We start from the raw sequence: 26560 nt of genomic DNA on the forward strand, positions 1-26560 counted from the left end.
GCCCTGGCTCCAACAACGACAACGATATCCAGTGGAGAGTGTAACCATGCACATCGGTATCCAACCGAGCCCTGCGCCATCCCTGCAGTTTCGTGACGATTCCAGTGTTACCGACCATGCCCTGGCCCCGGTAGACAGCCAGTTGCTCGCCGCCCAGGCCGCCATCGACCGCAAGGCCCTGCGCCGCTACCGCCTCGACCGTATCCGCCAGCAGCTGCGCGCCCACGACTATGGTGGCATCCTGCTCGCCGACCCGATCAACATCCGCTATGCCACCGACACCAACAACCTCGGCCTGTGGGTGATGCACTCGCCCAGCCGCTACGTGTTCGTGCCCACCGAAGGCCCGGTGGTGCTGTTCGAATTCACCAGCAGCCGGCACAACAGCGAACACGTCGAAACCATCGACGAGATCCGCCCGGCGCTGCCCTGGCTGTACTTCCTCGCCGGCCCCCGGGTCGAAGAAAAAGCCGCGTTGTGGGCCGCCGAAGTGGCCGAGCTGATGGTTCGCCACAGTGGTGGCAACCGCCGTCTGGCGGTCGACCGTTGCGACCCGTGGGGCGCCGAGAAGCTCAAGGCCAAGGGCATCGAACTGTTCGACGCCCAGCCGCTGATGGAGCAGGCGCGGCTGATCAAGTCGGCCGAGGAGGTCGCCAGCCACCAGGTGTCGATGGCCGTCTGCGATCTGGCCATTGCCCGCATGCGTGCCAGCCTGCGGCCGGGCATCACCGAGAACCAGTTGTGGAGCATCCTCCACGGCACCAACGTGGCCCAGGGCGGCGAATGGGCCGAGAGCCGCCTGCTCAGTTCCGGGTCGCGCACCAATCCCTGGTTCCAGGACGCCACCGACAAGGTCATCGAAGCCGGGGAAATGGTCTGCTTCGACACCGACATGGTCGGCCCCGGTGGCTACCTGTCGGACATCTCGCGCAGCTTCGTCTGCCCCGGCAAGCCGGTGACCGCCGCCCAGCGCCAACTGCTCGACGTCGCCTCGCAGCAGATCAGCCACAACCTCGACCTGCTGCGCCCGGGCCTGTCGTTTCGCGAGTTCGCCGAACGCTGCTGGCCGGTGCCCGGCAAGTACGAGCACAACCGCTACATGATGATGCTGCACGGCGTCGGCCTGGTCGACGAATACCCCAGCGTGGCCTACGCGGTGGACTTCGCCGAGTGGGGCTATGACGGATTGTTCCAGGAAAACATGGTTGTCTCGGTGGAAAGCTACATCGGCGAACGCGGCGGGCGCGAAGGCGTGAAGCTGGAGGAACAGGTGCTGATCACTGCCCATGGCGCGATCAAGCTGTCGAGCACGCCGCTGGTCGATGACCAACAGTCTTGAGGGAGGGTCAGCCGATGAATCCGAAGAGCATTGCGCTGCGCCAGGTGCCCCCGCTGGCCGCACCCAAGCCGGCCTTCCTGCGCCTGGAGTCGATCCACAAGCAGTTCGGCCCGTATGAAGTGCTGCACGACGTCAATTTCGAGATGAGCAAGGGCGAGGTGGTGGCCATCATCGGCCCCAGTGGCTCGGGCAAGAGCACCCTGCTGCGTTGCATCAACCAGCTGGAGCCGCCGACCCGTGGGCGCATCCGCCTGGATGAACTGGACATCGACGCCGCCGTACCGTTGCCGCGAGCCGAGTTGCTGAAACTGCGCCGGCGCATTGGCATGGTGTTCCAGTCGTTCAACCTGTTCCCGCACATGACCGTGCTGCGCAATGTCAGCCTGGCCCAGGTGCGTACCCTCGGGCGCAGCCAGCGCGAGGCCGATGCGCGGTCCATGCAGCTGCTGGAGCGGGTGGGCCTGGCCGCCAAGGCCGGGCACTATCCGGCGCGCTGCTCCGGTGGCCAGCAACAGCGCATCGCCATTGCCCGGGCGTTGGCTCTGGAGCCGGAGCTGATGCTGTTCGACGAACCGACCTCGGCGCTTGACCCCGAGCTGGGCCTGGAGGTGCTGGCGGTCATGAAGGAGCTGGCCGCCGAGGGCATGTCGATGATCGTGGTCACCCATGAGATGCACTTTGCCGAAACCGTCTCCGACCGGGTGGTGGTGATGGCCGACGGGCGCATCATCGAGCACGGCCCCAGCGCCCAGGTGATGCGCCAGCCGCGCCATGAGCGGGTGGCGAAATTCCTCCAGGCCGTGAGGGACCGCTGATGAACGACATTCTGTCGATGTTGCTGGCGGGCGTGCCGTGGACCCTCGGTGTGACCTTGTGCGCCTTCGCCGCCGGGGTGGTGCTGGGCTTTCCGCTGTGTGCCCTGCGCATGGCCCGCACGCCGCTGCTGGCGGCGCTGGGGGCGGCCATCGTGATGACCGTGCGCTCGATTCCGCCGATTGTCTGGCTGTTCTTCATCTTCTTCGGCATCGGTGGCGGCTACCTCACCTTGTCGCCGTTCGTCGCGGCGGTGGTGGGCTTGGGGCTGATCACCGCCGCGCAGATGGCGGAGGTTTATCGCGGCGCCTTCGCGGCCATCCCCGATGGCCAGTACGAAGCGGCGCACGTGCTCAACCTGTCGGCGTCGCAGCGCTTCTTCGACGTGGTGCTGCCGCAGCTGACGCGCATCTCCATCCCCACCGCGGCCACCTATGCCATCGGCCTGCTCAAGGACTCGGCGGTGGCCTCCACCCTTGGGGTGTCGGATATCAGCTTCCAGGCCTACCAGGTGTCGCAACAGACCTTCCAGGGGCTGGGCGTCTACAGCGCTGCAGCGCTGGTGTACCTGGTGCTGAGCGTGCCGGTGGCGCTGGCTTCGCGCTGGCTGTCGGCGACCTTGCAGCGGAGGATCAGCCAATGAACGCATTGCTGGCCCTTTGGGCCGAATGGTTTCCGGAGTTGTGGAAGGGCTTCGTGCTGTCGTTGCAAGTGACGGCGATCAGCCTGGCCCTCGGCGTGGTCCTGGGCTTGTTGCTGGCTTTGGGGGTGAGTGCCAAGGGCAGGGCGCTGCGCTATCCGTCGCTGGTGATCGTGGAGCTGGGGCGCGGGGCACCGGCGCTGATCCTGCTGCAGTATTTCTACTTCGGCCTGCCCTCGGTGAGCCTCACGCTGAGTTCGTTCTGGGCCGCAGTGCTGGCCCTGGCCTACTGCACGGCGGCCTACACCAGCGAGATCATCCGGGGTGGCCTGGAGGCGGTCGCCCGTGGCCAGCACGAAGCCGCCGAAGTGATCGGCCTGGACCGTGTCGATGCCCTGCGCTACGTGATCCTGCCCCAGGCCCTGCGGGTGGCGCTGCCGTCGCTGCTGGGCTTCTCGATCATGATGTTCCAGGCCTCGTCGCTGTGTTTCACCATCGCCTTGCCCGAAATCGTCAGCCGCGCCTCGGCCATCGGCTCCTCGACCTTCCAGTACATGCCCGTGCTGGTGCTGGCCGGGTTGATGTACGCGGCCGTGTGCGCACCGGCGAGCCTGGGCGTCGCGGCCCTTGAAAGAAGACTGGCGCCCGGCCAGCACCCTGCTGCCTGATCCTTGACCCTGACATTGCATAGGTATCCAGATGAAACCAATCAAACGCGTTACCCGTTGCCTGGCTGTCTGCGTGGCGCTTGTCGGCAGTGCGCAGGCCCTGGCCGAGTGCAAGCCTACCCACAGTTTCGAAACCCTCACGCCCGGGGTGCTGACGGTGGCGGCCTATGTGTTCCCACCGTATTCCATTCCCGGGCCGGACAAGACCCTGGGCGGGGTGGACGGCGAGATCATCAAGCAGATCGCCGCCCGCGAATGCCTGGAGATCAAGGCCAGCGTGCTCGACCCGGGGGCGGCGATCCAGTCGGTGGTCACCCGCCGCGCCGACGTGGTGATCGGCGACTGGTACCGCACGGTCGAGCGCGGCAAGGTGCTGGGCCTTTCGGCACCGTTGTACCTGGACGTGATGGGCATCATCTCGCCCCAGGGCTATGCCACGGTCGCGGCGCTGGAGGGCAAACGCGTGGGTACCGTGCAGGGTTACCTGTGGGTCAATGACCTGAAGCGGGTGCTGGGTGACAACCTGGTGCTGTACCCCAACCCGGTGGCCATGGCCCAGGACCTGGCGTCCGGGCGGATCGAGGCCGGCATCGACAGCCATGCGGTGGCGGTGGTGTCGCAGCAGAAGGGCGCGTACCAGGGGGCGAGCATCAAGGTGTCGGTGCCCGATCCCCGGGTGAAGGCCACCGAGCAGCCGGGGCAGACGGCGATTCCGTACATGCTGAGCAACGTCGAGCTGGGCAAGGCGCTGGATGCCAATATCCAGGCGTTGCATGGCAGTGGCGAGATCGCGCGGATTCTCGAGGCCCATGGGTTGGACCGACAGGCGGCTGAGGTGGGGGCGCCGAGGTTGGTGGAGTGAGGGTGGCCTGACGGGCCCTATCGCCGGCAAGCCGGCTCCCACAGGTTTTTGCAGCGACGCGGACACTGTGGGAGCCGGCTTGCCGGCGATAGGGCCAGCCCAGCCACTGCAAAATACCCCTACTGCACCCAGCGCAACAGACAATCTCCTCATCCACCCTTTTCACTGGCGCCCAACAGGCATATGGTGTACGCCGTCCATATTCCCTGGAGCTGTCATGTCCAACCGTTTCCCGTCCGTCCGCCCCCGCCGTCTGCGCCAGAACGAATCGCTGCGCACCATCTTCCAGGAGACGGAATTCCGCCTCGAAGACCTGATCCTGCCGATCTTCGTCGAGGAAGGCATCGATGACTTCGTGCCGATCACCAGCATGCCGGGGGTCAACCGCATCCCCGAGAAAATGCTCGCCCAGGAAATCGAGCGTTACGCCCGCGCCGGCATCAAGTCGGTGATGACCTTTGGCGTTTCCCACAACCTCGATGCCACCGGCAGCGACACCTGGAACGAAAACGGCCTGGTCGCCCGCATGGCGCGCATCTGCAAGGACAGCGTGCCGGAAATGGTGGTGATGTCCGACACCTGCTTCTGCGAGTACACCAGCCACGGCCATTGCGGCGTGCTGCACGACCATGGCGTGGACAACGACGCCACCCTGGCCAACCTCGGCAAGCAGGCGGTAATCGCCGCCGCTGCCGGTGCCGACTTCATCGCCCCGTCGGCGGCGATGGACGGCCAGGTCCAGGCCATCCGTGGCGCCCTGGATGCCGCAGGCTTCCACGACACCGCGATCATGGCCTATTCGACCAAGTTCGCCTCGTCGCTCTACGGCCCGTTCCGTGAAGCCGGCGGCACCACCCTCAAGGGCGACCGCAAGGCCTACCAGATGAACCCGATGAACCGCCGCGAAGCCGTGCGCGAGTCGCTGCTCGACGAGCAGGAAGGGGCCGATGTGCTGATGGTCAAGCCAGCGGGCGCCTACCTCGACGTGATCGCCGACATCCGCGCTGCCTCGCGCCTGCCGCTGGCGGCGTACCAGGTCAGTGGCGAATACGCGATGATCAAGTTCGGCGGCCTGGCCGGCGCCATCGACGAAGGACGGGTGGTGCGCGAGAGCATTGGCGCGATCAAGCGTGCCGGTGCCGACCTGATCCTCACCTACTTCGCCATGGACCTGGCGCGCGAGGGCATCTGACCCTGACGGCGAGAAAACGCTGAGCGTGGAATTATTTAGTGTCCCTGCGGTTCTGATGCCAGAGAGGCTCAGCCACAGGGACACTGGGATGAAATCACGCAAGAAAACCGTCAAGCCAATCGGCTTGCAAGACATCACCATCGTAGACGACGCCAAGATGCGCAAGGCTATCACCGCCGCCGCACTGGGCAACGCCATGGAATGGTTCGACTTCGGCGTCTATGGCTTCGTCGCCTATGCCTTGGGCAAGGTGTTCTTCCCCAATGCCGACCCCAGCGTGCAGATGATCGCTGCGCTGGCGACCTTTTCGGTACCCTTCCTGATCCGCCCGTTGGGCGGGCTGTTCTTCGGCGCCCTGGGCGACCGCTTCGGCCGGCAGAAGATCCTTGCCGCCACCATCGTGATCATGTCGCTCAGCACCTTTGCCATCGGCCTGATACCGTCCTATGCCTCGATCGGCATCTGGGCGCCGATACTGCTGCTGTTGGCGAAAATGGCCCAGGGCTTCTCGGTGGGCGGGGAGTATACCGGCGCCTCGATCTTCGTCGCCGAATACGCCCCGGACCGCAAGCGAGGGTTCTTGGGCAGTTGGCTGGACTTCGGCTCGATTGCCGGGTTCGTGCTGGGGGCAGGGGTGGTGGTGCTGATTTCCACCATTCTTGGCGAGGAAAAATTCCTCGAATGGGGTTGGCGCCTGCCGTTCTTCCTGGCCTTGCCGTTGGGTCTCATTGGCCTGTACCTGCGCCACGCGCTGGAAGAGACGCCGGCCTTCCAGCAGCACGTCGAAAAGCTCGAACAAGGTGACCGCGAGGGCCTGGCATCCGGGCCGAAGGTGTCGTTCAAGGAGGTTGCGACCCAGCATTGGCGCAGCCTGGTGACCTGCGTCGGGGTGGTGATTGCCACCAACGTCACCTATTACATGCTGCTCACGTACATGCCCAGCTACCTGTCGCACAACCTGCACTACAGCGAAGACCACGGCGTGCTGATCATCATCGCGATCATGGTCGGCATGCTGTTCGTGCAGCCGGTGATCGGCCTGCTCAGCGACAAGTGGGGGCGTCGGCCGTTCATCATCGTCGGCAGCGTCGGCCTGTTCGCCCTGGCGATTCCGGCCTTCATGCTGATCAACAGTGGCGTGCTCGGGGTGATTTTCGCCGGCCTGCTGATCATTGCCGTGCTGCTGAACTTCTTCATCGGCGTCATGGCCTCGACCCTGCCGGCGATGTTCCCCACCCATATCCGCTACAGCGCCCTGGCCAGCGCCTTCAACATCTCGGTGCTGATCGCCGGCCTCACCCCGACCCTTGCTGCCTGGCTGGTGGAAACCACCGGTGACCTGTACATGCCGGCCTACTACCTGATGGTGATCGCCGCCATCGGCCTGATCACCGGCCTGACCATGAAGGAAACCGCCAACAAGCCCCTGCGCGGCGCCGCGCCAGCCGCGTCGGACATCGAAGAGGCCCGCGAACTGCTGCAGGAGCACCACGACACCATCGAACAGAAGATCGAGGACATCGATACCCAGATCGCCGAGCTCGAGGCCAAGCGCAAGCTGCTGGTGCAGCAGCACCCACGGATCGAGTAAGGTGTGAGGGTCTGAACTCAGTAGATAAACTTCATGGCCGATGGCTTTTCGGCGCTGCCACCCCTCAATGCCCTGCGGGTGTTCGAGGTGGTGGCGCGGCATCTCAATTTCCGCCTGGCGGCCGACGAGCTGGGCGTGACCCAGGCGGCGGTGGCGCAGCAGATTCGCGCCCTAGAGGCGAACCTGGGGCTCAAGCTGTTCGACCGCCTGCCCAGAGGGCTGAGCCTGACGGGGGCCGGCCAGCGCTACAGCGGCGACATTCGCAGCACCTTCGCCCTGATCGCCAGCGCCACCCAGGCGCTGCGGCCGGATGGCGCACAGCTCACCGTCAGCGTGACCCCCACCTTCGCCGCCAAGTGGCTGATCCCGCGGTTGGCATCCTTCACCGAGCAGCACCAGGATATCGACCTGCAGGTATTGGCCACCGACCGTCTTTCGCAGTTTCGCCCGGAGGGTGTGGACCTTGCCGTGCGCTACGGGCGCCCGCCCTTTGGGCCGGCGCTCAATACCGAGCTGTTTCTGCCCCAGCGCATCGTGGCCGTGGGCAGCCCGGCGTTGTTGCAGGCACATGGCGCGCCGGCCGACCTGCAGCAGTTGCAGCGCTACACCTTGCTGCACGACGCGCACAACTTCTGGCCCGACTTCATTGGCGAGGTGTTCCAGCAGCCGCTGCAGCCCGCAGCGCGAAACGTGCGCTTCAACCAGACGGCGTTGGCGATCGACGCGGCGATTGCGGGCCAGGGCCTGGCCCTGGCCAGCTATTACTTCGTGCAGAGCGACCTGGCCGCCGGGCGCCTGGCCTTGGCGTTCGACCACCAATTGCGTCTGGACCAGGCGTTCTACCTGGTGTGGCCGCGCAACGCCTACCAGCCGCCCGCGTTGGCTACCGTTCGTGACTGGCTGATCAAGCAGGCAGTAGATTTTCTATCGATTGATTGAAGCTTGCCTGGCTCTCTGCAGCCTCAAGCCTGCTGCTAGGCTGAACCCCATCACTCACGCAGACGAACTCGACAAGGGGTCCCCATGGCAGTTGAAAAAGTAGCAATCGTGATCGCCGGTGGCAGCGGTATGGGCGCGGCAGCCGCCCGGCGTCTGGCGGCCGACGGCTTCAAGGTTGGCATTCTGTCGTCGTCCGGCAAGGGCGAGGCACTGGCCCAGGAGCTGGGTGGCATCGGTGTGACCGGCAGCAACCAGTCCAATGAGGACATCAAGCGCCTGGTCGATGCGGTGGTCGCCCAATGGGGCCGGATCGACGTGCTGGTCAACAGCGCCGGCCACGGCCCGCGCGCACCGATCCTGGAAATCAGCGACGAGGACTGGCACCAGGGCATGGAGACCTACCTGCTCAATGTCATTCGCCCGACCCGTCTGGTCACGCCGATCATGCAACGCCAGCAGGGCGGGGTGGTGATCAACATCTCCACCGCCTGGGCCTTCGAGCCGAGCGAGATGTTCCCCACCTCGGCGGTATTCCGTGCGGGGCTGGCGTCGTTCAGCAAGATCTTCGCCGACACCTATGCCGGCGACAACATCCGTATCAACAACGTGTTGCCGGGCTGGATCGACAGCCTGCCGGCCACCGACGCACGCCGCGACAGCGTGCCGCTCAAGCGCTATGGCACTGCCGAGGAAATCGCCGCGACCGTGGCCTTCCTGGCAAGCGAGGGCGGGGCGTATATCACTGGGCAGAACATCCGCGTCGACGGTGGGATTACCCGCAGCGTTTGAGGTTGACTGTACTGGCCCTATCGCCGGCAAGCCGGCTCCCACAGTGTCCGCGTCGCTGCAAAAATCTGTGGGAGCCGGCTTGCCGGCGATAGGGCCCTTCAGGACAACAACTTTTCGCGGGCCAGGGTGTTTTTCAGGGTGCGCTCGACCACATCGACCAGCACCATGGTCTGGTGGTCCACTTCGATGTTGATCAACTCGCCAGCCTTGTAGTGGGCGAAGGTGGTCTGGCGCAGGGTTTCCGGGATCAGGTTGATGGTGATCAGCGTGTCGTCGACATCGGCGACGGTCAGGCTGCAGCCATTGACCCCGAGGAAGCCGCGCGGGAACACGTACTTGGCCCACTCCGGCGGCATGCGGAAGGTGATGAAGGCGCCGGTCTCCTTGATCGACAGCTCGAAGATTTCGGCGGTGGTGGCGATGTGGCCGGCCATCAGGTGGCCACCGACTTCGGCGTTCATCTTCGCCGAGCGCTCGATGTTCACGCCTTGGCCGGCCTCGAAGAAGCGCAGGTTGGTGCGCTCCAGGGTGGCGGTCATGGCGTCGAACTTCACCTGGGTGCCGTCGATTTCGGTGACCGACAGGCAGGTGCCTTCGACACTGACGCTGGCCCCGACCTTCAGTTGGTCGAGCAGCTCGGGGGTGAGGTCGACGGTGAATTCGTTGTGGCCCGGGTGAGTGGTCACAGCGAGAAGAGGGCGCACGGCCTGGACGATGCCGGTGTACATGGGTTGCTCCTGGGCACGGAAATGAATGCCCGGAAAGCTATGCCCCTGGGGCTTTAAAAGCAAGTTGACTGTACCGGTCCTATCGCCGGCAAGCCGGCTCCCACAGTGTCCACGGCGCTGCAAAACCTGTGGGAGCCGGCTTGCCGGCGATAGGGCCAGTACAGTCTCAGACATGCCCACTGCTGCTGACGATCCTCAAACACAGCGCCTCGAAAGGCTCCAGGTTGATCATCAGGCGCCCATCTTCAGTCAGGTCCCCCTCGACCGTCTCATTGACCATGTCCACCACCGTCCCCGGCGTAAACCCGGTCAGCAGCAGTTCCTCGGCAATCACCGCCTGCCCAAAGTTCAGCGCACTGATCTGTATGCCGCGCCCGGCCGGCAGCTCATGCACCATCACCAGCAACCCCGCACTGCTGACCTCGGGCACCAGCACCTGGCGGCTGGTGGCGATGCCATAGGCCTGGCGCACGGCAAGCAGCCTCTTCACCTTGCTGGCGAACGAATCGGGGTTTTCCAGCTGGCTGTCGAGGCTGCCGTACAGCGCACGGGCACGCGGCATGCCGCGCACCGATTCAGAGGCCTGCGGCGCGAGCCCGGCCAGGTCGTAGCCGCCGCGGTGGATCCAGCGGGTATCGCCATCGAGCATGCGCTCGGCCACCGCCTCGGCCGGCAGCGGCAGGGCACCGACCAGGTCCCACCCGGACAGCGCCACCACGCCAGGCTGCATGGCGTTGTACATCACCAGCAGCAGGTGCACCTTCTGGATCTGCTCGATCTCGGCCGCGCCAATCTGCTCCAGGTCGCGGATGCCCAGCGCTGCGGTGATCAGGCTGGCGGTCGTGCAGGCGATGCCGTTGGTGACGAAGCGCAGGTTGTACGGCGCATGCTCGCCGGACAGCCGCTCGTAGATCTCTTCGCGAATGTGCTCGCGCAGGATGCCGCCGGGCAGGGTCTGGCCCTTGTACAGGTACATGTCGTGGGCATGCAGGGTCCAGAAATGCACCAGCTCGACGGTCAGTTCGTCGTGGTTCTGCAGGGCATGGATCAACGATGCCGGGTCGATGCCAAAGTTGTGCATTTCCTTGAGCATCAGGCGCAGGAACTCGGTGTCGCCGGTCAGCAGGGCATGCTGGTAGGCCGGGCGGGTGATGAAGTCGTAGGACAGATCGGCGCCACCCTTGGACATCTGCGCGATGTCGTCCAGGGTCAGGTTCAGCTCCTGGAAACTGAAGCCGCCGGCCTTGCGGATCATGCCGCCGATCAGTTGGTTGCCGACGATCGACAGCGGATGGCTCTCCGACCAGGCGGTGCCACTGGCGCGGGTTTCCACCCCGAGAAAACCATTGGCATCCAGGCGCAGACCGCGCGCGCCCAGGCAGTCCAGCGCGTGCAAGGCGTCGCCGATGATCATCTGCTGGGCGGCGAAGCTGGGGTCGAGCCAGTTGAGCGACGGCTGGCCCTCCTTGAAGTAATGCAGGTAGACCCAGCGCCGGGTCTTGCCATCGACTCCGGTGATCGGCGCTGTCACGCTCCAGTCCGTTTCCTTGACCCCCGGCTCGAAGAAGATCACCCGTTGCAGCTGGCCGACGATGTAGTGGTGGGCCTTGAGTTGGTCGCACTGGGCCGGCAGCAGGTTGACCGCATCGCGCCCAGGGGGCACGTCGGGCAGCAACGGCCAGTCCTCCTCGCGGATCTCGACCATGTGATAGAGCCCGGGGTAGGCGCCGTGGGCCAGTTCGGCCAGGCGGAAGTCGGCGCCCTTGCCGGTGTGCGAGGGGATCAGGTCGTCGATGGTCACGGCATTGTGCGCGGCGGCCATGCGGCTCATCTGCACCAAGTCCTGCTCGCTGCCGTAGAGCGGGTCGATGTCGAAACTGATGCGGTCGAAGTTGCCGTCCACGCTGGGGGTGAAATCGCGCCCGCGCACGCCGCCGGACTGCTTGATCGGGCCGGTGTGGATGCCTTGCACGCCGATGTCCGACAGGCGTTTCCACAAAGATTCGTGACCCAAGGCAGACAGCACCGAGTCGCCTTCAGGCGCAATGATCGCGTCGGGGTAGACGGTCAGCCACACCGAGGCGATTTCCGTGGCGCGGCGTGGCTGGGCTTCGGCGTAGGGGTTCTGCCACAGGCGTGACTGACCGGAGTACAAGCGCGCCCGCTCCTGGGAAGCCTTGAGCATGGAGCGGTCTTCGAGCCATTTGACGTATGACGGGTCGGGCTGGGTCATCTCGCGTCCTCGCTGCGGGTCGGCATTGGCTCAAGTTATGACGGCGCGGGGGGTGGAATGTTCGGTTGGGGGCGAAGTTTGTCGTGATAGGAAGGGGGTTTTGCATTGCCTATGAGATCGAGCGCCGCCCGCGCGGCGCATCGCGGATGAATCCGCTCCTACATTTGTTGCAACGTGCCACGGTCTGTCAGGCCATGGTTGTCCGCCTTTTGGCGCCCCCCGAGATATCGTGTCGTACCCACAAAGCAGGCAACCATGGCCTATCAGGCATAGGTACGTTGCAACAAATGTAGGAGCGGATTCATCCGCGATGCGCCGCGCGGGCGGCGCTCGATCTCACGGACGCCAAAAATGTGGTGACAGGCCTTCAACCCCGAGTCGCCTGCCAGCACAACAACGATCCCGCAGTCACCAACACCGCCCCCTGCCAGAACTGCAACCCCAGCTGCGCCCCAAGCCACGCAGCCGCAAATGCCGACGACAACACCGGTGCCGCATACGAAGCAGTCGCCAGCAACGTCAGATTGCCGCGCAGAATGCCGATGTTCCACAGCGCATACCCACCCGCCATGCCCACCGCTGCCGCCAGCAACTGCAGGCTGTGGGGCAAAGAGAAGGGCGGCAGCGCTTCGCTGCTGAACAGGTATTTCACCCACAGCACACCAGCAGTCAGCAGAAAGAACAGCACCACATGGCTTTGCCCATTGGCATAGCGCCGAGTCACGTTGCAGTACAACGCGAAGGTGATCGCACACGCCGCCGCCAGGCTGTAGCTCAGCGGGTTGGAGGCAACCTTGCTGGCGATGCTGTCCAGCGAAAGCCCATCGGTGCTCACCACCCACAGGATGCCCAGCAGGGCAATGGCGGTGCCGGGCACGATCAGCCAGCGCGCCGGCTGGCGGTTCATGAAGATCGCCAACAGTACCGTCAGGCTTGGCCACAAGTAGTTGACCACCACCAGCTGGATCGCCTGCGTACGGCTCACGGCGTAACCCAGGGCCAGGCACAGGCAGATCTCGTAGGCAATGAACAGCGCCGAACCACTGAGCAGGTAGAAGCGCGAGGCATGGCGCAGGCGCGGGCGGCCCAGCAGCATCACCAACAGGGCAGCGCCCAGGGTGTAGATCAGCGCGGCGCCGCCAATCGGGCCGAAGTGCTCGCTGACACTGCGGATCAGGCCGCTGGCGGTACTCCACAACAGGATCGCCGCCAAGCCGCAGGTGGTGGCGGCACGGGGGCTGGTAATGCGCATGGCTGGCTCTCTTGCAGGAAAAAAGCGGCAAGTCTAAAGGCTCGGCTGCCGTGGGTCACTGGCCTGCCAGCTGCGTGATCGGTTCAGCGCCGAGCAGAAAGCTGCTGCGGCGCCAGGAACGCATCATGGAAGTAGTTGCGCAGCGCCTGCATGGCCGGGCTGAAGGCCCGCTCGCGGTGCCAGGCCAGGCCCACGCTCATCGGCGTCACCGGGTCGCTGATGGTCACGGTCTCGATGCGCTTGCCTTCCAGCGACCAGGGTCGGTGCACCAGGTCCGAGAGGATCGCCACGCCGCTGCCATTGGCGACCATGCTGCGCACCGCTTCCACCGAGCTGGTGCGCACGCGCACGCTGGGGCGTTGGCCGGCCTGCTCCCAGTAGCGCATGGCGCTTTGCTCGGCCTCGTCCACGGTGAGCAGGATGAAGGGCTCGCGGGCGACATCGGCGAGGCTCACGGCCGAGCGTTCGCACAGCGGGTGATGGCTTGGCAGCCACAGGCGGCGTTCGGAGTTGAACAGGGTTTCCGAGACGATGTCCGGGTGGGTGAGGTTGGCGGTGAGCACCACCGCCATGTCGAAGCGGCCGTCCAGCAGACCTTGTTCGATGGCGCTGCGCTCCTGTTCGTGCACCTGCAAGGTCACATCGGGGTGCCAGTGCTCCAGGCGCTGTAAATGGTGCGGCAGGAAGTAGCCGATCACCGTGTAGCTGGCCGCCAGGCGCAGCAGGCCACTGGCGCGCACGTCCGGCAGCGGGCTGTTCAGCGCATCGTCGACGCTGCGCAGAATCACGTAGGCGCGATTGAGAAAGTGCCGGCCGGCATCGGTCAGGTTCATGCCCTGCGGGGAGCGCTGGAACAGCAGCACGCCCAGCATCGCTTCCAGTTCCTTGATCGCAGTGGTCACCGCCGACTGGGAGATATTGAGGTGGATCGCCGCCTGGGAGATCTGGCCGATCTCGGCAGTGGCGACGAAGTAGCGAACCTGGCGCAAGGTCAATGACACGGGCAACTCCTGGGTATCTGTTTTTCCGAAGACACCCTATCTGTTTATAGATCTTCCCAAGGGGGTGGGGAGAATCTAACGTGACCTTCATGCAGCCACAAGCACCAGGAGATAGACATGCAGGCGGTGGATTTCAATTCGGACATGGGCGAGGGCTTCGGCCCGTGGACCATCGGTGATGGCGTCGACAACGAACTGATGGCCTTCATCAGCTCGGCCAACATCGCCACCGGCTTCCACGCCGGCGACCCCGGCACCATGCGCCGCACGGTCGAGCGGGCCAAGGCGCTTGGCGTGGCGGTGGGTGCGCACCCTGGCTTTCGTGACCTGGTCGGCTTCGGCCGCCGGCACATCAACGCGCCGGCCCAGGAGCTGGTCGACGACATGCTCTACCAACTGGGGGCGCTGCGGGAAATCGCCCGTGCCCAGGGCGTCAGCCTGCAGCACATCAAGCCGCACGGCGCGCTGTACATGCACCTGGCCCGCGATGAAGAGGCCGCGCGGCTGCTGGTGGAAAACCTGCGAGTGATCGAACCGGAGCTGCTGTTGTACTGCATGCCGGGCTCGGTGATCTGCCGTATCGCCCAGGAACTTGGCCAGCCGGTGGTCCGCGAGTTCTACGCGGACCGCGAGTACGACCTGAGCGGCTCCATCGTGTTCACCCGCAACGTGCGTGGCTACGAGCCGCAACGGGTCGCCGAGCGGGTGCTGCGGGCCTGCCAGGAAGGCGTGGTGCGTACTGTCGAAGGGCAGGACCTGGCAATCGAGTTCGATTCCATCTGCCTGCACAGCGACACGCCAGGCGCCCTCGATCTGGTCGAGGCCACGCGCACGGCGCTGGACAACGCTGGCATCAAGGTGCGCACGCCGCGTTAGGCGACATCCGCTGCACCGCATTGTTTTTGCCTGCCATACCGATAAAGATTCCAAGAAAAGGAGCAGACATGGCCGAGCCGCTTGCCACAACCCCGATCCGCTACAGCTTCGGTGCCGACGAGCACCTGTTCGCCGAGGTCAGCGAAAGCATGTCGCTGGAAGCCTTCTTCAAGGGGCTGGCGGTCACCCGCGCAGTCGAGCGCCTGGCGCTGGAGGGCGTGCTCGACGTGTGCCTGGCCAACGCCTCGTTCCAGATTCGTTTCGACCCTGACCGTATCGCCCCCGAAGCCCTGCTTGAAGCCGTGCGCGGCGCCGAGGCGCAAGCGGTGGCCGAGCGTTCGCTGAGCACGCGGATCATCGAGATCCCGGTGCTGTACAACGACCCCTGGACCCATGAAACCCTGATGCGGTTTCGGGACCGCCATCAGGACCCGCAGAGCACCGACCTGGAATACGCCGCGCGGGTCAACGGCCTGGCCGATGTCGACGCGTTCATTGCCGCGCACAGCGGGGCGCCGTGGTTCGTGTCGATGGTCGGCTTCGTCGCCGGTTTGCCGTTCATGTTCCAGATGGTCGAGCGCGAGCGCCAGTTGCAGGTGCCCAAGTACCTGCGCCCGCGTACCGACACACCCAAGCTGACCCTGGGCCATGGCGGCTGTTTCGGCTGCATCTACTCGGTGCGGGGCGCGGGCGGTTACCAGATGTTCGGCGTCACCCCAGCACCGATCTACGACCCGCAGCAGACCCTGGCCTACCTGAAGGACCACATGGTGTTCTTCCGCCCGGGCGATATCGTGCAGTTCAAACCCATCGACCGCCGGACCTACGACCAGGCGGTGACAGACGTCGAGGACGGGCGCTTCGACCTGCGTATCCGCCCGGTGGAGTTTTCCCTGGATGCGTTTCTCGCCGACCCCGTCGGCTATCCCAAGTCGTTGCAGGAGGCGTTGGCATGATCAAGGTGCTCAAACCTGGCCTGGCCACCTCGGTGCAGGACCTTGGCCGCGAAGGCTTCTATCACCTGGGCATTCCCCCTTCCGGCGCACTCGATCAGTATGCCCTGCGCGCCGCCAACCATCTGGTGGGCAACGCGCCAGGCGCTGCCGGTCTGGAATGCGCGTTGGTGGGGCCGGAGCTGGAGTTTCAGCACGATGCTCTGGTGGCGGTGTGTGGTGCGCAGATGCCGGTGCTGCTCGATGGGCGTGAGCAGCACCCGTACACCGCGTTTGCGGTGAGGGCAGGGCAGGTGCTGCGTTTCGGCTTCCCCAAGGCGGGGGCGCGGGCGTACCTGGCGGTGGCCGGCGGCATCGATGTGCCCGAGGTGCTGGGCAGCCGGTCGACCTATGCGTTGGGCGCACTCGGTGGCTATCACGGGCGCAAGCTGATGGCAGGTGACGTGCTGCCGGTTGGCCAGCCCAGCGGCAAGACCCGCGCAGGGGCCAGCCTGCCCATGGCGCTGCGCCAGGCACTGGGTGGGGAGGTGGTATTGCGGGTGGTGCCGGGGTTGTACTTCCACCGCCTGAGCGAGGCGGCGGCGCAGAGTTTCTTCACTGATGCCTGGACGGTCGGGTCCGAAGCCGACCGCATCGGTTACCGCTACAAGGGCGGCGATGCGCTGAGCTTTCAGCCGCGCGAGCAGCCGTTTGGGGCCGGGTCGGATCCGTCGAACATCGTCGACAGCTGCTACCCGATTGGCTCGATCCAGGTGCCGGCCGGGCTCGAGCCCATCATTCTGCACCGCGATGCGGTGTCGGGTGGGGGCTATGCCATGATCGGCACGGTGATCAGTGCCGACCTGGACCTGGTCGGGCAGATGCAGCCGAACCAGCAGGCGCGGTTCTTGCCGGTGAGCATGGAGCAGGCGCTGGAGGCGCGGCGGTCGTACAAGAAGAAGCTGGGGTATCTGGCGAAGTTGTTTGGCTGATTCTGTACTGTACCGCATGGTACGGTACAGTGCGGAATCTTGTGGCCTGGCTTACCGGCCCTATCGCCGGCAAGCCGGCTCCCACAGGTACTGCGCAACCTTCAAGATTTGCAGAGATCCCTGTGGGAGCCGGCTTGCCGGCGATAGGGCCGGTGAAGGCTCAGCCAAAGGCTGGGTCGTACGCCACGCTGCCAGCAGGAACATCCCCTGCAAATGGCAACGCCATGAAGTACTCCGGCGGCACACCGGGGTAACTCAACTGCGCATACGCCTTGAAACCAAAGCGCTGGTAATAGTCCGGCTCGCCGAGCAACACCAGTCCTGCGGCACCTTGCTCGCGCATGCTGTCCAGCGCCTCACGCATCAAGGCCGCGCCGATCCCTTGCCCCTGCCTGTCCGGCGCTACAGCAATCGGCCCCAGGCCATACCAGCCGAGGTCTTGCCCATCGATCCTGACAGGCGAAACACTGACCTGCCCAACGATCCCACCCTCATCTTCCGCCACCAGCGACAGCGTCAGTGCGCCATTGGCGCGCAAGCGTTCGATGATCAGGTGCTCGGTAGGCGCCTGGCCGGGGGCGTGATGAGGGTGGTCGGTGAAGGCCTGCAAGGTCAGGTGGCTGATGGTGGGGCAGTCGGCGGGTGTTTCGGGGCGGATGAGCATGGCGGCTTCCAGGGTTGGATGACTGATTGGCGAAGGCCGGCGATCAGTGTGCCATGACGAAATAGCGCGTCCCTGCGCTCGGTCAAGCGATAGTGCTCAGAAGCTGTACTTGGCGGTCAGCATCAGGTTGCGAGGGGTGCCCCAGGTGTCGCCGGCGTAGTCCACGGAGCCTGCGACGGCGGAGTAGTACTTGCGGTCGAACACGTTGTTGGCGTTCAGCTGCAGGTCGAGGTTCTGGTTGACCTGGTAGCCGGCCATCAGGTTGGTGATCGCGTAGGAGCCCTGGACCAGGCGGTACTCGCTGCCGTCGGCGACGGTGAAGTCGTTGTAGATGCGGCTCTGCCAGGTGACGTTGCCGCCAATGCGAGCTTTTTCCAGCGGGCCCTGCAGGCGGTAGGTGGTCGACAGCTTGAACATGTGCTCCGGCGTGTCGGTGTCGAAGCGCTGGTTCTCGTTGGCCGGGTTGGCGGCGTCCTTGAGGGTGTGCACGCGGGCGTAGGTGTAGCCGGCACCGACCTGCCAGTTCGGCGTCAGCGCACCTTGCAATTCCAGGTCGATACCCTGGCTGCGCACTTCGCCGGAGGCGACGTAGCAGTTGGTCGGGTCGCTGCAGCCGCTCAAGTCGGTCTGCGCGACGGCGCGGTTTTCCTGGTCGATGCGGAACAGCGCGATGCTGGCATTGAGCGCGCCGTCGAAGTATTCACCCTTGACCCCGATTTCGTAGTTCTTGCCGTCGATCGGCTTGATCGGGCTCCCCGAGGCGTCCTTGTAGCTTTGCGGGTTGAAGATGTCGCTGTAGCTGACGTAGACCGAGTGATGCTCGTCGAGGTCGTAGATCAGGCCGGCATAGCGGGTGACGTTTCGCGTGACCTTGTAGTCGGCAGTGGCGCTTTCCTTGTTGTCGTAGTCGTACCAGTCCAGGCGCCCGCCGAGGATCAGCTTGAGCGGGTCGGCCAGGCTCAGGCGGGTGGTCAGGTACACGCCTTCCTGGGTGGTGACTTCGCGGGTGTTGTCGGTGTGCACGAAGTTGGGCTTGCCGCCGTTCAACGGCCAGTTCATGTCATACGGGCTGTAGTTGCGCGTGTCCATGTCATAGATACGCTTGCTGGCGCCGACCACCAGCTCGTGCGTGCGGCCGAAGGCCTGGAACGGGCCGCTGAGGAAACCGTCCACGCCGGCCTGGTTTTCCTGGTGCTTGGACTGGTAGACGGTGCGCGACAGGGGCGCTTGCAGGCCGGCCCAGCGCGACTGGTAGGAGCCAGTGAATACCGCATCCTGTTCGGAATAGTTGGCGTTGACCTGCAGCGACCAGTCATTGGCCAGGCGCTGGCGCACCTCGGCGAACACGGTGTTGATCTCCTGGTCCTTGTTCTCCCAGTCGGTGCCTGGGTTGTAGGAGCGCGAGAAGTCCATGTGGTGGCCGTCCAGCGCCGTGGGCATGGCGCCCCAGAAGTAGTTGGTCTTGTCCTTCTGGTGCGAGAAACCGACAGTCAGGGTGGTGTCGTCGGTGAGGTCGGCCTCGGTCACGGCGTAGAACAGACCGTGGTCTTCTTCCACGTCATCGATGAAGCTGTTGGCGTCGCGGTAAGAAGCCACCACGCGCCCGCGCACGGTGCCGCTGTCGTTGAGCGGGCTGGAGGCGTCGAGTTCGCCGCGGTAGTTGTCCCAGCTGCCGGCGGCACCAGTGAGGGTGACCTTCTGCTCCGCCAGCGGGCGTTTGCGCACCAGGTTGATAGCCGCCGACGGGTTGCCGGAGCCGGTGACCAGACCTGTGGCACCGCGCACGATCTCGACCCGGTCGAACATCGCCAGGTTCGGTTGAGCGCCGACAGTCCAGCCCTGATAACCGCTGGGGATGCCGTCATACATCAGGTTGTCGATGTCGAAGCCACGTGCCGAGTAGGTTTGCCGGCCCGGGCCGCTGGAATAGTCCAGGTACAGCCCCGGGGTGGCGGCGACCACATCGTTGATGCTGGTCATGGCCTGATCGTCCATGCGCTGGCGGGTAATCACCGTCACCGCCTGTGGGGTTTCACGCAGGCTCATCGGCAGCTTGGTCGCGGTAGACATGGAGCCGGTGGTGTAGGACGCCGAACCTTCGGTGGTGCTGCCGAGCTGCTGGGAGTTGATCTCGGTGGCGCCCAGTTCCAGGGTGATGGGCTTTTCGTCCTCGGCAATGGCCGGAGTAACAATGGCCATGCACACGGCCATGGCGAGCAGACTGCGAGCGGGGAGTGAGCGCGTGGGCGCAAGGTACGACGGCATGGGTTGGCTTCCTTACTGCTATTGCTATTGTGTATGAGAACGATTAGCAATAAGTGTGTCAGGATTCGTCGCACCTTGAAAGCGTGGTATGCCAAAAAAATCACGAATTTTTCACATTTGCAGTAAGCGTCACTCGCCCGGGAGGATTTTCTTGCCCCGTTGCCCCGCGATTTCCAGCGCTTGGCCATCACGTTGCTTGCCCTGTCGCGCCAAGCCTTCCAGCTGGGGAATCAACATGCCTTCCGGCAGATGGCGCCAGAAACGCCCGGGCATGTGCAGGCGCAGGGCATCGGGGTTGAGCCGTGCCGGGTTGAAGGTGTGGCGATAGTAGGTGCGCCACAGTTCCGCACCTGGGTCTTCGGCGTTGCGTGCCCATTGCCGCCACGCTTGCGGGCACTGGCGGCGATAGTCGAACTTCTCGCCGTCGAAGCGAATGCCATCCACAGGGGTAGCGATCAGCCAACGCTGACGCCCCAGGCGGTCGGCGAAATGCGCGCTGGCACTTTGCAGAATGTCGTGGGCGGGGTCGTGGTAGGCCACCAGGTCCAGCTGCAACTGCTCGGCCAGTGCTGCAGGCAACGGCACGAAGCGCACGAACGCATGCAGGTGGTGCGCTTCGCGACTGACCTGCTTGATGCGCCGGTGCAGCTCGCTGCCCAGGCGGTCACCGGCGAGCATGGCCGTGCGGTCGCCATGGGCCACACGCCAGAGCACTTCGTAGAGCAGGTTCCAGCGTTGCTCACCTCGGTAGCGGGCCGCCTGTTCCAGCTGGGTCAACAGCGCTGCCGGCACCTTGGCGCGAAAAAGGCCGGGGCCCTCGGGCAGCGCTGCCGGCACGGCCAGCAGGTCAGCGATCGGGCCTTGTGCCCAGGTCACCGCGGCCGGGTCGATGCCGTGCCCGAGCAACCTGCGCGCCTGCTCGCGCCAGGTGTCGAAACGCTCACCGCAATCGAGCGCGATCATCCCCACAACCCCATCTGCACAGGGGCTTGCGGCTCGCGCAGGCGGGCACGCAACAGGCCGCTGCGCAGCTCCGCCTGGGCCGGGCGATAGTCGCTGGTGACGATGAACGGCCTGGCCTTTTCCAGGACACAACGCAACTGGATCAAGTCGTCGTAACGCACGCGCCGTTCGCGACGCAATGCCACCAGGCGCTGCACGCTGCGCAGGCCGATGCCGGGGATACGCGCCAGCAAGGCCGGTTCGGCCCGGTTCACATCCAGCGGAAACACCTCGCGGTTGGCCAAGGCCCAGGCCAGCTTGGGGTCGATGTCCAGCGCCAGGTTGCTGCCCTGGCCCAGCAGCTCGCGAGCGCTATAGCCGTAGCCGCGCAAGAGGAAATCGGCCTGGTACAGCCGGTGCTCGCGCAGCAGCGGCGGGGCGGCCAGCGGCACGCTGCCGGGGCTGTCGGGGATCGGGCTGAAGGCTGAGTAATACACGCGCTTGAGGCCGTAGCCCTGGTACAGCGATTCGGCGTTGCGCAGCAGGGTGCTGTCGTCGGTGGCGTCGGCACCGACGATCACCTGGGTGCTTTGCCCGGCCGGGGTGAAGCGCGGCGCCTTCGGCTCGTTGGCCACGGCCTGTTGTCCCTGGTGGATCACGCCCATGGCCTGGCGAATGGTGTGCGCGTGCTTCTCCGGGGCCAGGCGCTTGAGGCTGGCTTCGGTGGGCAGCTCGATGTTGACGCTGAGGCGATCGGCCAGGCGCCCGGCTTCTTCGATCAGCAGCGGGTCGGCATCGGGGATGGTCTTGAGGTGGATGTAGCCGCGGAAGTTGTGTTCCTCACGTAGCAGGCGGGCGACCCGGATCAGCTGCTCCATGGTGTAGTCGGCCGAGCGGATGATGCCTGAGCTCAAAAACAGCCCGCTGATGCAGTTGCGCCGGTAGAAGTCGAGGGTCAGGTGTACCACTTCCTCAGGCGTGAAGCGCGCCCGGGGCACGTTGCTGGAGCGGCGGTTGACGCAGTACTGGCAGTCGTACAGGCAGAAGTTGGTGAGCAGCACCTTGAGCAAGGACACGCAACGGCCGTCCGGGGTGTAGCTGTGGCAGATGCCCATGCCATCGGTGGCGCCCAGGCTGTCGCTGCCGCGCGAGCTGCGCTTGGGGGCGCCGCTGCTGGCGCAGGAGGCGTCGTACTTGGCGGCGTCGGCGAGGATGCCTAGCTTGGCGATAAGTTGCATGGGCCGATCTCGTTACACTGATTATTCATACAGTATTTTGCGAGCCGGCCGATTGCAAGAGGGGGAGGGACGGGCGGTGGCTGCGCCGCGTCAAAGAGGCTTGCGCATGAACACCCGGGCGAAACCGTGCTCGTGCGCCCTGTGGGTCTCCCCATAACCGAGTTTCTGGTAGATCTCGATGTTTTCGCGCATGCGCTCATGGGTATACAGGCGGATGGCGCGACACCCGGCCTGTCTTGCGTGTTCTTCGCCGAACTGCATCAGGGCCTTGCCCAGACCCTTGCCTTTGCAGGCGGGTAGCACCGCGACATTGACCAGCAGCATCTCGCTGCCTTCCTGGTGCAGCACCAGCACGCCGGCCACGCGCCCGGCCTCCAGTGCCACGAACACGTCGTTGTCCTCGATCACCTGGTGGTAGTCGTCCAGCATCGGCGCCGGGGCTTTGCCGATCCTGGCGATATAGGGCGAATAGGCGGCGTGGACCAATGCGCGGATGGCTTCGACGTCGGCAGGGGTGGCGCGGCGCAGGGCAGGGGCTGGGTGCACGTGGGCGGTCTCCGGGAAATGACCCGAGCATAAACTGCAGCCACGCTGGGGTCGATGCAGCAGGCCGATAGGTATGAGCCTGCCACGCTTCACTCCGCCGATTTCATATCCAAGCCTGCGCAAGCCCGTGATAGAACGTCTCTCGAACCTCCAACAACAATGCTCGGAAAGCCGGCCCCGCGCCGCTTGCACGTCAAGGAACAACGATGTCTTCCAATCGCCTGTTTGGCACCTTCTGCCTGAGCAGCTACCTGCTGTCCCTGTCCTATGGCACCACCTTTCTCCTGGCGATGACCCTGCGCGCGCACGGCGCCAGCGAGGCCGACGCCGGCTCGGTGATCTCCACGGCCATGCTCAGTACCTTTCTCGCCGTGATCTTTTCAGGGCACCTGAGCGACCACCTCGGCGCCGCCAGGTCGGTGGCCGTTGGCGCGGTGTTTCTCGCTGTGGCCTGCCTGGGTTTTGCCGCGCTGCCAGGCCTGGGCGTTGCCATGATGCTGTTCGGCCTGCTGCTCGGTTTTGGCTGGGGTGTGTTCTATACCCTCGGGCCGATCATCGTGGCGATGCTGATCGAGCCTGAACGACGGGTGAAGTACTTTGCCCTGCTCTCGGGCTGCATGATGACGGGCATCGGCACCGGGCCATTGTTGGGGCGGGTGGCGCAGGCGCTGGGCTATCCGGTCGAAGCGGCCTTCGTGGTCGCGGCCGGCGCCAGTGTGCTGGGGGGGGTGATGTTCCTGCTGATGGCGCCGCGTATACAACAGCATCAGCGCGCTGTTGCCGTGAGCCGAATCACCCCGGTGGCGGCGCGTTCGGTGCTGTCGTCCAAGGCCGCCTTCGCCATCCTGATGGTCGGGTTGGGCGGTGCGATCTTTGGTGGGCTGTCCAGTTTCCAGACCTCTTATGCCGCGCTCCTGGACCTGGACTACTCGCTGTTCTTCATCGGCTTCATGTCCGCGGTCATCGCGTGCCGCCTGCTGGTCGCGGGCTTTATCGTCAAGCGCGACCCTTACGTGATGGCATGTGTGCTCACGGCGCTGATCGTGCTGTCGGTGCTGATGTTCATGTACTGGGTGGCGAGCCCTGGCGGGTACTTGCTGGCGGCGATCGTGCTGGGGGTCGGCTATGGGTTGACCTATTCGGTGATCAACGGTTTGGCGGCAAACGAAGCACCGGCCGGGCAGACCGCGCAGGCGTTGCTGTTGTTCAGCCTGGCGTACTTCATCGGTGTATTCGGCTTTCCGCTGCTGGCGGGTAAGGTCATTGTCGAGGCAGGGATGGCTGCGTTGCTGCAACTGCTGCTGGTGATCGCCCTGGCCAACTGGTCGATCACCGTGGCACGCCTGGCTTGGCGGCGCAGGCGCGCCGTGGCGGTGGCTTGAGTCTGTGGGCGCTGGCTTGCAGCGTGGCGCCTGCATCGCCGGCTTTCCGGCGATTGGGCCGGAACAGGCGATAAAGGGTTATGATCCGCGCCCCGCACCGGAGCAGCCCATGGCCAAAGACATCGACAACCCCTGCGTTTCACTGTGCCAACTCAACAGCGAGCTGTGCGTCAGCTGTGGCCGCACGCGCGAGGAAATCCGCAAATGGCGTGGCATGAAACGCCCGGAGAAGATGGCCACCGTACAGCGCGCCGCTACGCGCATGAAGGCCATTGCCAAGAAGAATGCCAAGCATCGCTGAACACCGGCGGGTAACGCCGACTATCCTTGATTCGGCACGTTGTCAGTAGTGGTGCAAAAGGTCGGGCTTTCGTGTGACGAGCGGCAGCGAGGGTACTATGGCCAAGCCCAGAGAAGACAAACGAAATCGAATCCTCGACCCCGTCGACCGGGTGACCGAAGTGATCTTCGGCCTGCTCATGGCGATGACGTTCGTGGGTACGCTGAGCGTCGCCACGGCAGGCCGTGAAGAAGTGCGGACCATGCTGTACGCCGCCTTGGGTTGCAACCTGGCCTGGGGGCTCGCCGACGCGGTCATGTACTTGCTGCGTACCTGGACCGAGCGTACGCGCAACCGCAACTTCGTGAGCTACTTGAAGCACGACGCCAGCGAAGAGGAAGGGCGAGCGCTGATCGCCGATGCGCTACCGTCCCGCATCGCTGTGATAGCGAACCCGCAGGTGCTGGAAATGCTACGCCAGCGTCTGGTCGAGTACGCCGACCAGCCGGTCCGCCCTCGCTTGGGGCCTGTCGATGTGCTTGGCAGCCTGGGCGTGTTCTCGCTGGTGGTGCTGGCCACCTTCCCTGTGGTGATTCCGTTCTTGCTCACCAATGACGCCGCATTGGCCTTGCGCGCCTCCAATCTGGTGGCCTTGGCGCTGCTCTTCATCTGCGGCTGGCTATTGGCCCGTCACTCGGGTGGCTACCCCATGGCGACGGGGTTGGCGTTTGCGATCCTGGGTACGGCACTGATGTTCGGGATCATTGCGCTGGGAGGGTAATGATGAGCATGAGGCCCCGTTGCGTTGGCAAGTGGCCTGGTCGTAACCAACACTGGCCATGACCATGTGTGCCCAGGCATCCTGCCAACTCGCGCTGCGACATCGTGCTGGATTACCTGTGGGGGCATCCGGCTGCCTGCATCCTCGATGCATTAGGCGGTCATACCCGCCGAGAGGCCGCGCCCCGTGTGCGCTTCGTCAATATTGGCGCGATTGCTGGCGCGACCCTGCCGATGAACCCCAGCGTATTGCGCGGCACCGGCCTTGAGATGCTCGGCAGTGGCCTGGGCAGTGTCTCCAACGAAGGTTTGGTGAAGGTGGTCGGGCAACTGCTGAATGCGATCAAGCCGGCCGGGATGAAGGTCGAGGCGCAGGCCGTGCCCTTGAGCGAGGTCGAAGCGGCCTGGCAGCGCAGTACCGCAGAGCGCATCGTGTTCGTCGTGTAGGCGCAATAGGCGAGGCCTGCAAGGCACTCGCCTGATCCAGGCAGATCAGGCCAGGGAAGGAGCCGCCTGTGCGAAGGCTCACGCCGCCCAGGTTTCATGGAGATGACGCCAGAGCACCTGGTCGCCTTGAAGGCTGAAAAGTGCAGTCGAGATCCGTGTCGTTGCGTCCTGGCCAGGCAGTCGATGCGTCTCCCGGTAGCGAATCAGCGCACCGTCCGGCCACTGTGCCAAGGCCTGCAGCTCGGTGAGCTCAATGCTCAATCCAGGCTGGCTGCCTGCACGTTGGGCGAACAGGACGGCTACATCCTGCAGCCCGACCTCGACACCGGAAGGCGTGATCATGGAGAAGTCCGGATGGAACCGCTCGACCATCGCTTCTACCTGGGCCTCACCTGCGCGGAAGAGCGCTTCGATCTGTTCGTGCAGGTCAATGACTTCTTGCAAGTAGGGATTCATAAGGCTCTGTCCTGGGTGGATGGCCGATTATGCCTGATCAACTAGAGCATGACCTGGTTCGGCTGTACGTCACCACGGGCTGATCACATGATGACGCTCAACCCTCCCTTGATCACGCACTCGCTACGGTCCCCACCCATGCTTTCAGGCAAGAACGCTGTGAGGTCGTAAGGCAGCAAAAGGGTGTCCAGCGCAAACGAGAACGGCGTATCGATCAGGATTGGCCAACTGCTCAGCGTATCGGGGTGATTCGCCCAGGCCCAGGATGTGCGAGTACCGTAATAAATGCAGCGCTCCCCACTCATGTGACCGATGGTGCTGAAACAGCCACCTAGTGACAACACGATGACAAACAACAGAATTTTTGCAGGCATACATTCCCTTGTAGATGTGGTTTCGTCCCACAAAATCAGGTTGGCCAAATGAAGGGAAGCAACCCAGCCACTGCCAGCGTGGCCTGAATGACGAGCGTCACCAGAAGCCATTTCGGCCACCTGCGGATAAACCAGTAAACCGCGTTCAACGCCATAGAAATCAGGTTGGTGAGTCCCAGAACGCCGAGCGCTAGGACACCCGAAATGTTGATGGGAGAAGTGATTGGCGACTGCAGCACATAGAGCGCCAAAACCAAGCCCAGGATCACGGTGGTGATCGAGAGGCCTGCAAGCCAGCGGGTAAAACGTAAAGAGTCGTCGGGCATCATGCCGGGGGAT

The 26560-nt window shown here is 64.5% G+C and carries 28 protein-coding genes; 16 read left to right on the forward strand and 12 right to left on the reverse strand.

What is annotated here, in order from left to right; translation table 11 throughout:
- Window positions 1–46 precede the first annotated feature (46 nt).
- The 9 genes from ACIPZG_RS14910 to ACIPZG_RS14950 all read left to right on the forward strand — a co-directional run bounded on the left by ACIPZG_RS14910 (window position 47) and on the right by ACIPZG_RS14950 (window position 8833).
- Window positions 47–1339: a M24 family metallopeptidase gene (locus ACIPZG_RS14910; protein ID WP_400714964.1), complete on the forward strand. Its 1293-nt coding sequence runs from the start codon at window positions 47–49 to the stop codon at window positions 1337–1339.
- Between the two features lie 14 nt (window positions 1340–1353).
- Window positions 1354–2154, forward strand: a complete 801-nt coding sequence (locus ACIPZG_RS14915) for an amino acid ABC transporter ATP-binding protein (RefSeq protein ID WP_008099168.1) — start codon at window positions 1354–1356, stop codon at window positions 2152–2154.
- Window positions 2154–2795, forward strand: a complete 642-nt coding sequence (locus tag ACIPZG_RS14920; protein WP_400714966.1) for an amino acid ABC transporter permease — start codon at window positions 2154–2156, stop codon at window positions 2793–2795. Before ACIPZG_RS14915 ends, ACIPZG_RS14920 begins: the two co-directional genes overlap by 1 nt.
- Window positions 2792–3460 carry an amino acid ABC transporter permease gene (locus tag ACIPZG_RS14925; RefSeq protein ID WP_400714968.1) on the forward strand — a complete coding sequence of 223 codons (669 nt, stop codon included), beginning with the start codon at window positions 2792–2794 and terminating at the stop codon, window positions 3458–3460. Before ACIPZG_RS14920 ends, ACIPZG_RS14925 begins: the two co-directional genes overlap by 4 nt.
- Window positions 3461–3491: 31 nt before the next feature.
- A complete protein-coding gene (locus ACIPZG_RS14930; protein WP_400714970.1) occupies window positions 3492–4322 on the forward strand; it encodes a substrate-binding periplasmic protein in 831 nt (276 codons plus the stop codon).
- Window positions 4323–4539: 217 nt separating this feature from the next.
- Window positions 4540–5514, forward strand: coding sequence for a porphobilinogen synthase (gene hemB, locus ACIPZG_RS14935; RefSeq protein WP_008100121.1), 975 nt, complete (start codon window positions 4540–4542; stop codon window positions 5512–5514).
- An 88-nt stretch (window positions 5515–5602) separates the two neighbouring features.
- Complete coding sequence (gene proP, locus ACIPZG_RS14940; RefSeq protein ID WP_400714972.1) at window positions 5603–7105, forward strand: glycine betaine/L-proline transporter ProP; 1503 nt, start codon at window positions 5603–5605, stop codon at window positions 7103–7105.
- Window positions 7106–7138: 33 nt separating this feature from the next.
- Window positions 7139–8044 (forward strand): LysR substrate-binding domain-containing protein, encoded by a 906-nt coding sequence (locus ACIPZG_RS14945; RefSeq protein WP_400714974.1) that lies wholly within the window; start codon window positions 7139–7141, stop codon window positions 8042–8044.
- Between the two features lie 84 nt (window positions 8045–8128).
- Window positions 8129–8833: an SDR family oxidoreductase gene (locus ACIPZG_RS14950; RefSeq protein ID WP_400714976.1), complete on the forward strand. Its 705-nt coding sequence runs from the start codon at window positions 8129–8131 to the stop codon at window positions 8831–8833.
- A 98-nt stretch (window positions 8834–8931) separates the two neighbouring features.
- On the opposite strand, the gene ACIPZG_RS14955 is transcribed toward ACIPZG_RS14950, so the two are convergent.
- The 4 genes from ACIPZG_RS14955 to ACIPZG_RS14970 form a co-directional block, all read right to left on the reverse strand.
- Complete coding sequence (locus ACIPZG_RS14955) at window positions 8932–9561, reverse strand: riboflavin synthase subunit alpha (protein WP_400714978.1); 630 nt, start codon at window positions 9559–9561, stop codon at window positions 8932–8934.
- A 166-nt stretch (window positions 9562–9727) separates the two neighbouring features.
- Window positions 9728–11794, reverse strand: coding sequence for a maltose alpha-D-glucosyltransferase (gene treS / locus ACIPZG_RS14960; RefSeq protein ID WP_400714980.1), 2067 nt, complete (start codon window positions 11792–11794; stop codon window positions 9728–9730).
- A 367-nt stretch (window positions 11795–12161) separates the two neighbouring features.
- On the reverse strand, window positions 12162–13046 hold the full coding sequence (yddG, locus tag ACIPZG_RS14965; protein WP_400714982.1) for an aromatic amino acid DMT transporter YddG: 885 nt from the start codon (window positions 13044–13046) through the stop codon (window positions 12162–12164).
- Window positions 13047–13129: 83 nt separating this feature from the next.
- Window positions 13130–14047 carry a LysR family transcriptional regulator gene (locus ACIPZG_RS14970; protein WP_008098457.1) on the reverse strand — a complete coding sequence of 306 codons (918 nt, stop codon included), beginning with the start codon at window positions 14045–14047 and terminating at the stop codon, window positions 13130–13132.
- A 117-nt stretch (window positions 14048–14164) separates the two neighbouring features.
- Between ACIPZG_RS14970 and ACIPZG_RS14975 the strand changes: the two genes are divergently transcribed.
- The 3 genes from ACIPZG_RS14975 to ACIPZG_RS14985 all read left to right on the forward strand — a co-directional run bounded on the left by ACIPZG_RS14975 (window position 14165) and on the right by ACIPZG_RS14985 (window position 16847).
- Window positions 14165–14923, forward strand: a complete 759-nt coding sequence (locus tag ACIPZG_RS14975) for a 5-oxoprolinase subunit PxpA (protein WP_400641125.1) — start codon at window positions 14165–14167, stop codon at window positions 14921–14923.
- 68 nt (window positions 14924–14991) lie between these two features.
- The gene (locus ACIPZG_RS14980) at window positions 14992–15879 is read left to right on the forward strand and encodes an allophanate hydrolase subunit 1 (protein WP_400714984.1); all 888 of its coding nucleotides are present in this window, start codon (window positions 14992–14994) and stop codon (window positions 15877–15879) included.
- Window positions 15876–16847, forward strand: coding sequence for a biotin-dependent carboxyltransferase family protein (locus tag ACIPZG_RS14985; protein WP_008098451.1), 972 nt, complete (start codon window positions 15876–15878; stop codon window positions 16845–16847). The genes ACIPZG_RS14980 and ACIPZG_RS14985 overlap by 4 nt, the downstream gene beginning before the upstream one ends.
- A 160-nt stretch (window positions 16848–17007) precedes the next feature.
- Here ACIPZG_RS14985 and ACIPZG_RS14990 read toward each other — a convergent pair whose 3' ends face one another.
- The 5 genes from ACIPZG_RS14990 to ACIPZG_RS15010 form a co-directional block, all read right to left on the reverse strand.
- A complete protein-coding gene (locus ACIPZG_RS14990; protein ID WP_400714986.1) occupies window positions 17008–17511 on the reverse strand; it encodes a GNAT family N-acetyltransferase in 504 nt (167 codons plus the stop codon).
- A 96-nt stretch (window positions 17512–17607) separates the two neighbouring features.
- Entirely contained in the window at window positions 17608–19776 is a 2169-nt protein-coding gene (locus ACIPZG_RS14995) for a TonB-dependent siderophore receptor (RefSeq protein WP_400714988.1), read from the reverse strand.
- Between the two features lie 129 nt (window positions 19777–19905).
- Entirely contained in the window at window positions 19906–20745 is an 840-nt protein-coding gene (locus ACIPZG_RS15000) for a TIGR03915 family putative DNA repair protein (protein WP_400714990.1), read from the reverse strand.
- Entirely contained in the window at window positions 20736–21956 is a 1221-nt protein-coding gene (locus ACIPZG_RS15005) for a putative DNA modification/repair radical SAM protein (protein WP_400714992.1), read from the reverse strand. Before ACIPZG_RS15005 ends, ACIPZG_RS15000 begins: the two co-directional genes overlap by 10 nt.
- Window positions 21957–22046: 90 nt before the next feature.
- Window positions 22047–22502, reverse strand: a complete 456-nt coding sequence (locus tag ACIPZG_RS15010; protein ID WP_400714994.1) for a GNAT family N-acetyltransferase — start codon at window positions 22500–22502, stop codon at window positions 22047–22049.
- Between the two features lie 206 nt (window positions 22503–22708).
- Here ACIPZG_RS15010 and ACIPZG_RS15015 point away from each other — a divergent pair, with 206 nt between their 5' ends.
- From ACIPZG_RS15015 to ACIPZG_RS15030, 4 genes are all read left to right on the forward strand, one after another.
- A complete protein-coding gene (locus tag ACIPZG_RS15015; protein WP_400714996.1) occupies window positions 22709–23884 on the forward strand; it encodes an MFS transporter in 1176 nt (391 codons plus the stop codon).
- Window positions 23885–23993: 109 nt separating this feature from the next.
- Complete coding sequence (locus tag ACIPZG_RS15020) at window positions 23994–24185, forward strand: DUF1289 domain-containing protein (protein WP_016394824.1); 192 nt, start codon at window positions 23994–23996, stop codon at window positions 24183–24185.
- Between the two features lie 97 nt (window positions 24186–24282).
- Window positions 24283–24945, forward strand: a complete 663-nt coding sequence (locus ACIPZG_RS15025; RefSeq protein ID WP_400714998.1) for a hypothetical protein — start codon at window positions 24283–24285, stop codon at window positions 24943–24945.
- A gap of 68 nt (window positions 24946–25013) precedes the next feature.
- Window positions 25014–25391: a hypothetical protein gene (locus tag ACIPZG_RS15030; RefSeq protein WP_400714999.1), complete on the forward strand. Its 378-nt coding sequence runs from the start codon at window positions 25014–25016 to the stop codon at window positions 25389–25391.
- Window positions 25392–25469: 78 nt separating this feature from the next.
- Here ACIPZG_RS15030 and ACIPZG_RS15035 read toward each other — a convergent pair whose 3' ends face one another.
- From ACIPZG_RS15035 to ACIPZG_RS15045, 3 genes are all read right to left on the reverse strand, one after another.
- The gene (locus tag ACIPZG_RS15035; protein ID WP_400715000.1) at window positions 25470–25847 is read right to left on the reverse strand and encodes a DUF4440 domain-containing protein; all 378 of its coding nucleotides are present in this window, start codon (window positions 25845–25847) and stop codon (window positions 25470–25472) included.
- Window positions 25848–25930: 83 nt separating this feature from the next.
- A complete protein-coding gene (locus ACIPZG_RS15040) occupies window positions 25931–26221 on the reverse strand; it encodes a YceK/YidQ family lipoprotein (protein ID WP_400715002.1) in 291 nt (96 codons plus the stop codon).
- 35 nt (window positions 26222–26256) lie between these two features.
- A complete protein-coding gene (locus tag ACIPZG_RS15045) occupies window positions 26257–26550 on the reverse strand; it encodes a hypothetical protein (protein WP_400715004.1) in 294 nt (97 codons plus the stop codon).
- Between the last annotated feature and the right edge of the window lie 10 nt (window positions 26551–26560).

Source organism: Pseudomonas sp. NPDC089395, from assembly GCF_044749525.1.
Classification (GTDB): Bacteria; Pseudomonadota; Gammaproteobacteria; order Pseudomonadales; family Pseudomonadaceae; genus Aquipseudomonas.

Bases quoted from the DNA above. Each gene is read 5' to 3' on its own strand.
- ACIPZG_RS14910 (WP_400714964.1), top strand. From the start codon at position 47: ATGCACATCGGTATCCAACCGAGCCCTGCGCCATCCCTGCAGTTTCGT.
- ACIPZG_RS14915 (WP_008099168.1), top strand. From the start codon at position 1,354: ATGAATCCGAAGAGCATTGCGCTGCGCCAGGTGCCCCCGCTGGCCGCA.
- ACIPZG_RS14920 (WP_400714966.1), top strand. From the start codon at position 2,154: ATGAACGACATTCTGTCGATGTTGCTGGCGGGCGTGCCGTGGACCCTC.
- ACIPZG_RS14925 (WP_400714968.1), top strand. From the start codon at position 2,792: ATGAACGCATTGCTGGCCCTTTGGGCCGAATGGTTTCCGGAGTTGTGG.
- ACIPZG_RS14930 (WP_400714970.1), top strand. From the start codon at position 3,492: ATGAAACCAATCAAACGCGTTACCCGTTGCCTGGCTGTCTGCGTGGCG.
- hemB (WP_008100121.1), top strand. From the start codon at position 4,540: ATGTCCAACCGTTTCCCGTCCGTCCGCCCCCGCCGTCTGCGCCAGAAC.
- proP (WP_400714972.1), top strand. From the start codon at position 5,603: ATGAAATCACGCAAGAAAACCGTCAAGCCAATCGGCTTGCAAGACATC.
- ACIPZG_RS14945 (WP_400714974.1), top strand. From the start codon at position 7,139: ATGGCCGATGGCTTTTCGGCGCTGCCACCCCTCAATGCCCTGCGGGTG.
- ACIPZG_RS14950 (WP_400714976.1), top strand. From the start codon at position 8,129: ATGGCAGTTGAAAAAGTAGCAATCGTGATCGCCGGTGGCAGCGGTATG.
- ACIPZG_RS14955 (WP_400714978.1), bottom strand. From the start codon at position 9,561: ATGTACACCGGCATCGTCCAGGCCGTGCGCCCTCTTCTCGCTGTGACC.
- treS (WP_400714980.1), bottom strand. From the start codon at position 11,794: ATGACCCAGCCCGACCCGTCATACGTCAAATGGCTCGAAGACCGCTCC.
- yddG (WP_400714982.1), bottom strand. From the start codon at position 13,046: ATGCGCATTACCAGCCCCCGTGCCGCCACCACCTGCGGCTTGGCGGCG.
- ACIPZG_RS14975 (WP_400641125.1), top strand. From the start codon at position 14,165: ATGCAGGCGGTGGATTTCAATTCGGACATGGGCGAGGGCTTCGGCCCG.
- ACIPZG_RS14980 (WP_400714984.1), top strand. From the start codon at position 14,992: ATGGCCGAGCCGCTTGCCACAACCCCGATCCGCTACAGCTTCGGTGCC.
- ACIPZG_RS14985 (WP_008098451.1), top strand. From the start codon at position 15,876: ATGATCAAGGTGCTCAAACCTGGCCTGGCCACCTCGGTGCAGGACCTT.
- ACIPZG_RS14990 (WP_400714986.1), bottom strand. From the start codon at position 17,511: ATGCTCATCCGCCCCGAAACACCCGCCGACTGCCCCACCATCAGCCAC.
- ACIPZG_RS14995 (WP_400714988.1), bottom strand. From the start codon at position 19,776: ATGCCGTCGTACCTTGCGCCCACGCGCTCACTCCCCGCTCGCAGTCTG.
- ACIPZG_RS15005 (WP_400714992.1), bottom strand. From the start codon at position 21,956: ATGCAACTTATCGCCAAGCTAGGCATCCTCGCCGACGCCGCCAAGTAC.
- ACIPZG_RS15015 (WP_400714996.1), top strand. From the start codon at position 22,709: ATGTCTTCCAATCGCCTGTTTGGCACCTTCTGCCTGAGCAGCTACCTG.
- ACIPZG_RS15020 (WP_016394824.1), top strand. From the start codon at position 23,994: ATGGCCAAAGACATCGACAACCCCTGCGTTTCACTGTGCCAACTCAAC.
- ACIPZG_RS15025 (WP_400714998.1), top strand. From the start codon at position 24,283: ATGGCCAAGCCCAGAGAAGACAAACGAAATCGAATCCTCGACCCCGTC.
- ACIPZG_RS15035 (WP_400715000.1), bottom strand. From the start codon at position 25,847: ATGAATCCCTACTTGCAAGAAGTCATTGACCTGCACGAACAGATCGAA.
- ACIPZG_RS15040 (WP_400715002.1), bottom strand. From the start codon at position 26,221: ATGCCTGCAAAAATTCTGTTGTTTGTCATCGTGTTGTCACTAGGTGGC.
- ACIPZG_RS15045 (WP_400715004.1), bottom strand. From the start codon at position 26,550: ATGATGCCCGACGACTCTTTACGTTTTACCCGCTGGCTTGCAGGCCTC.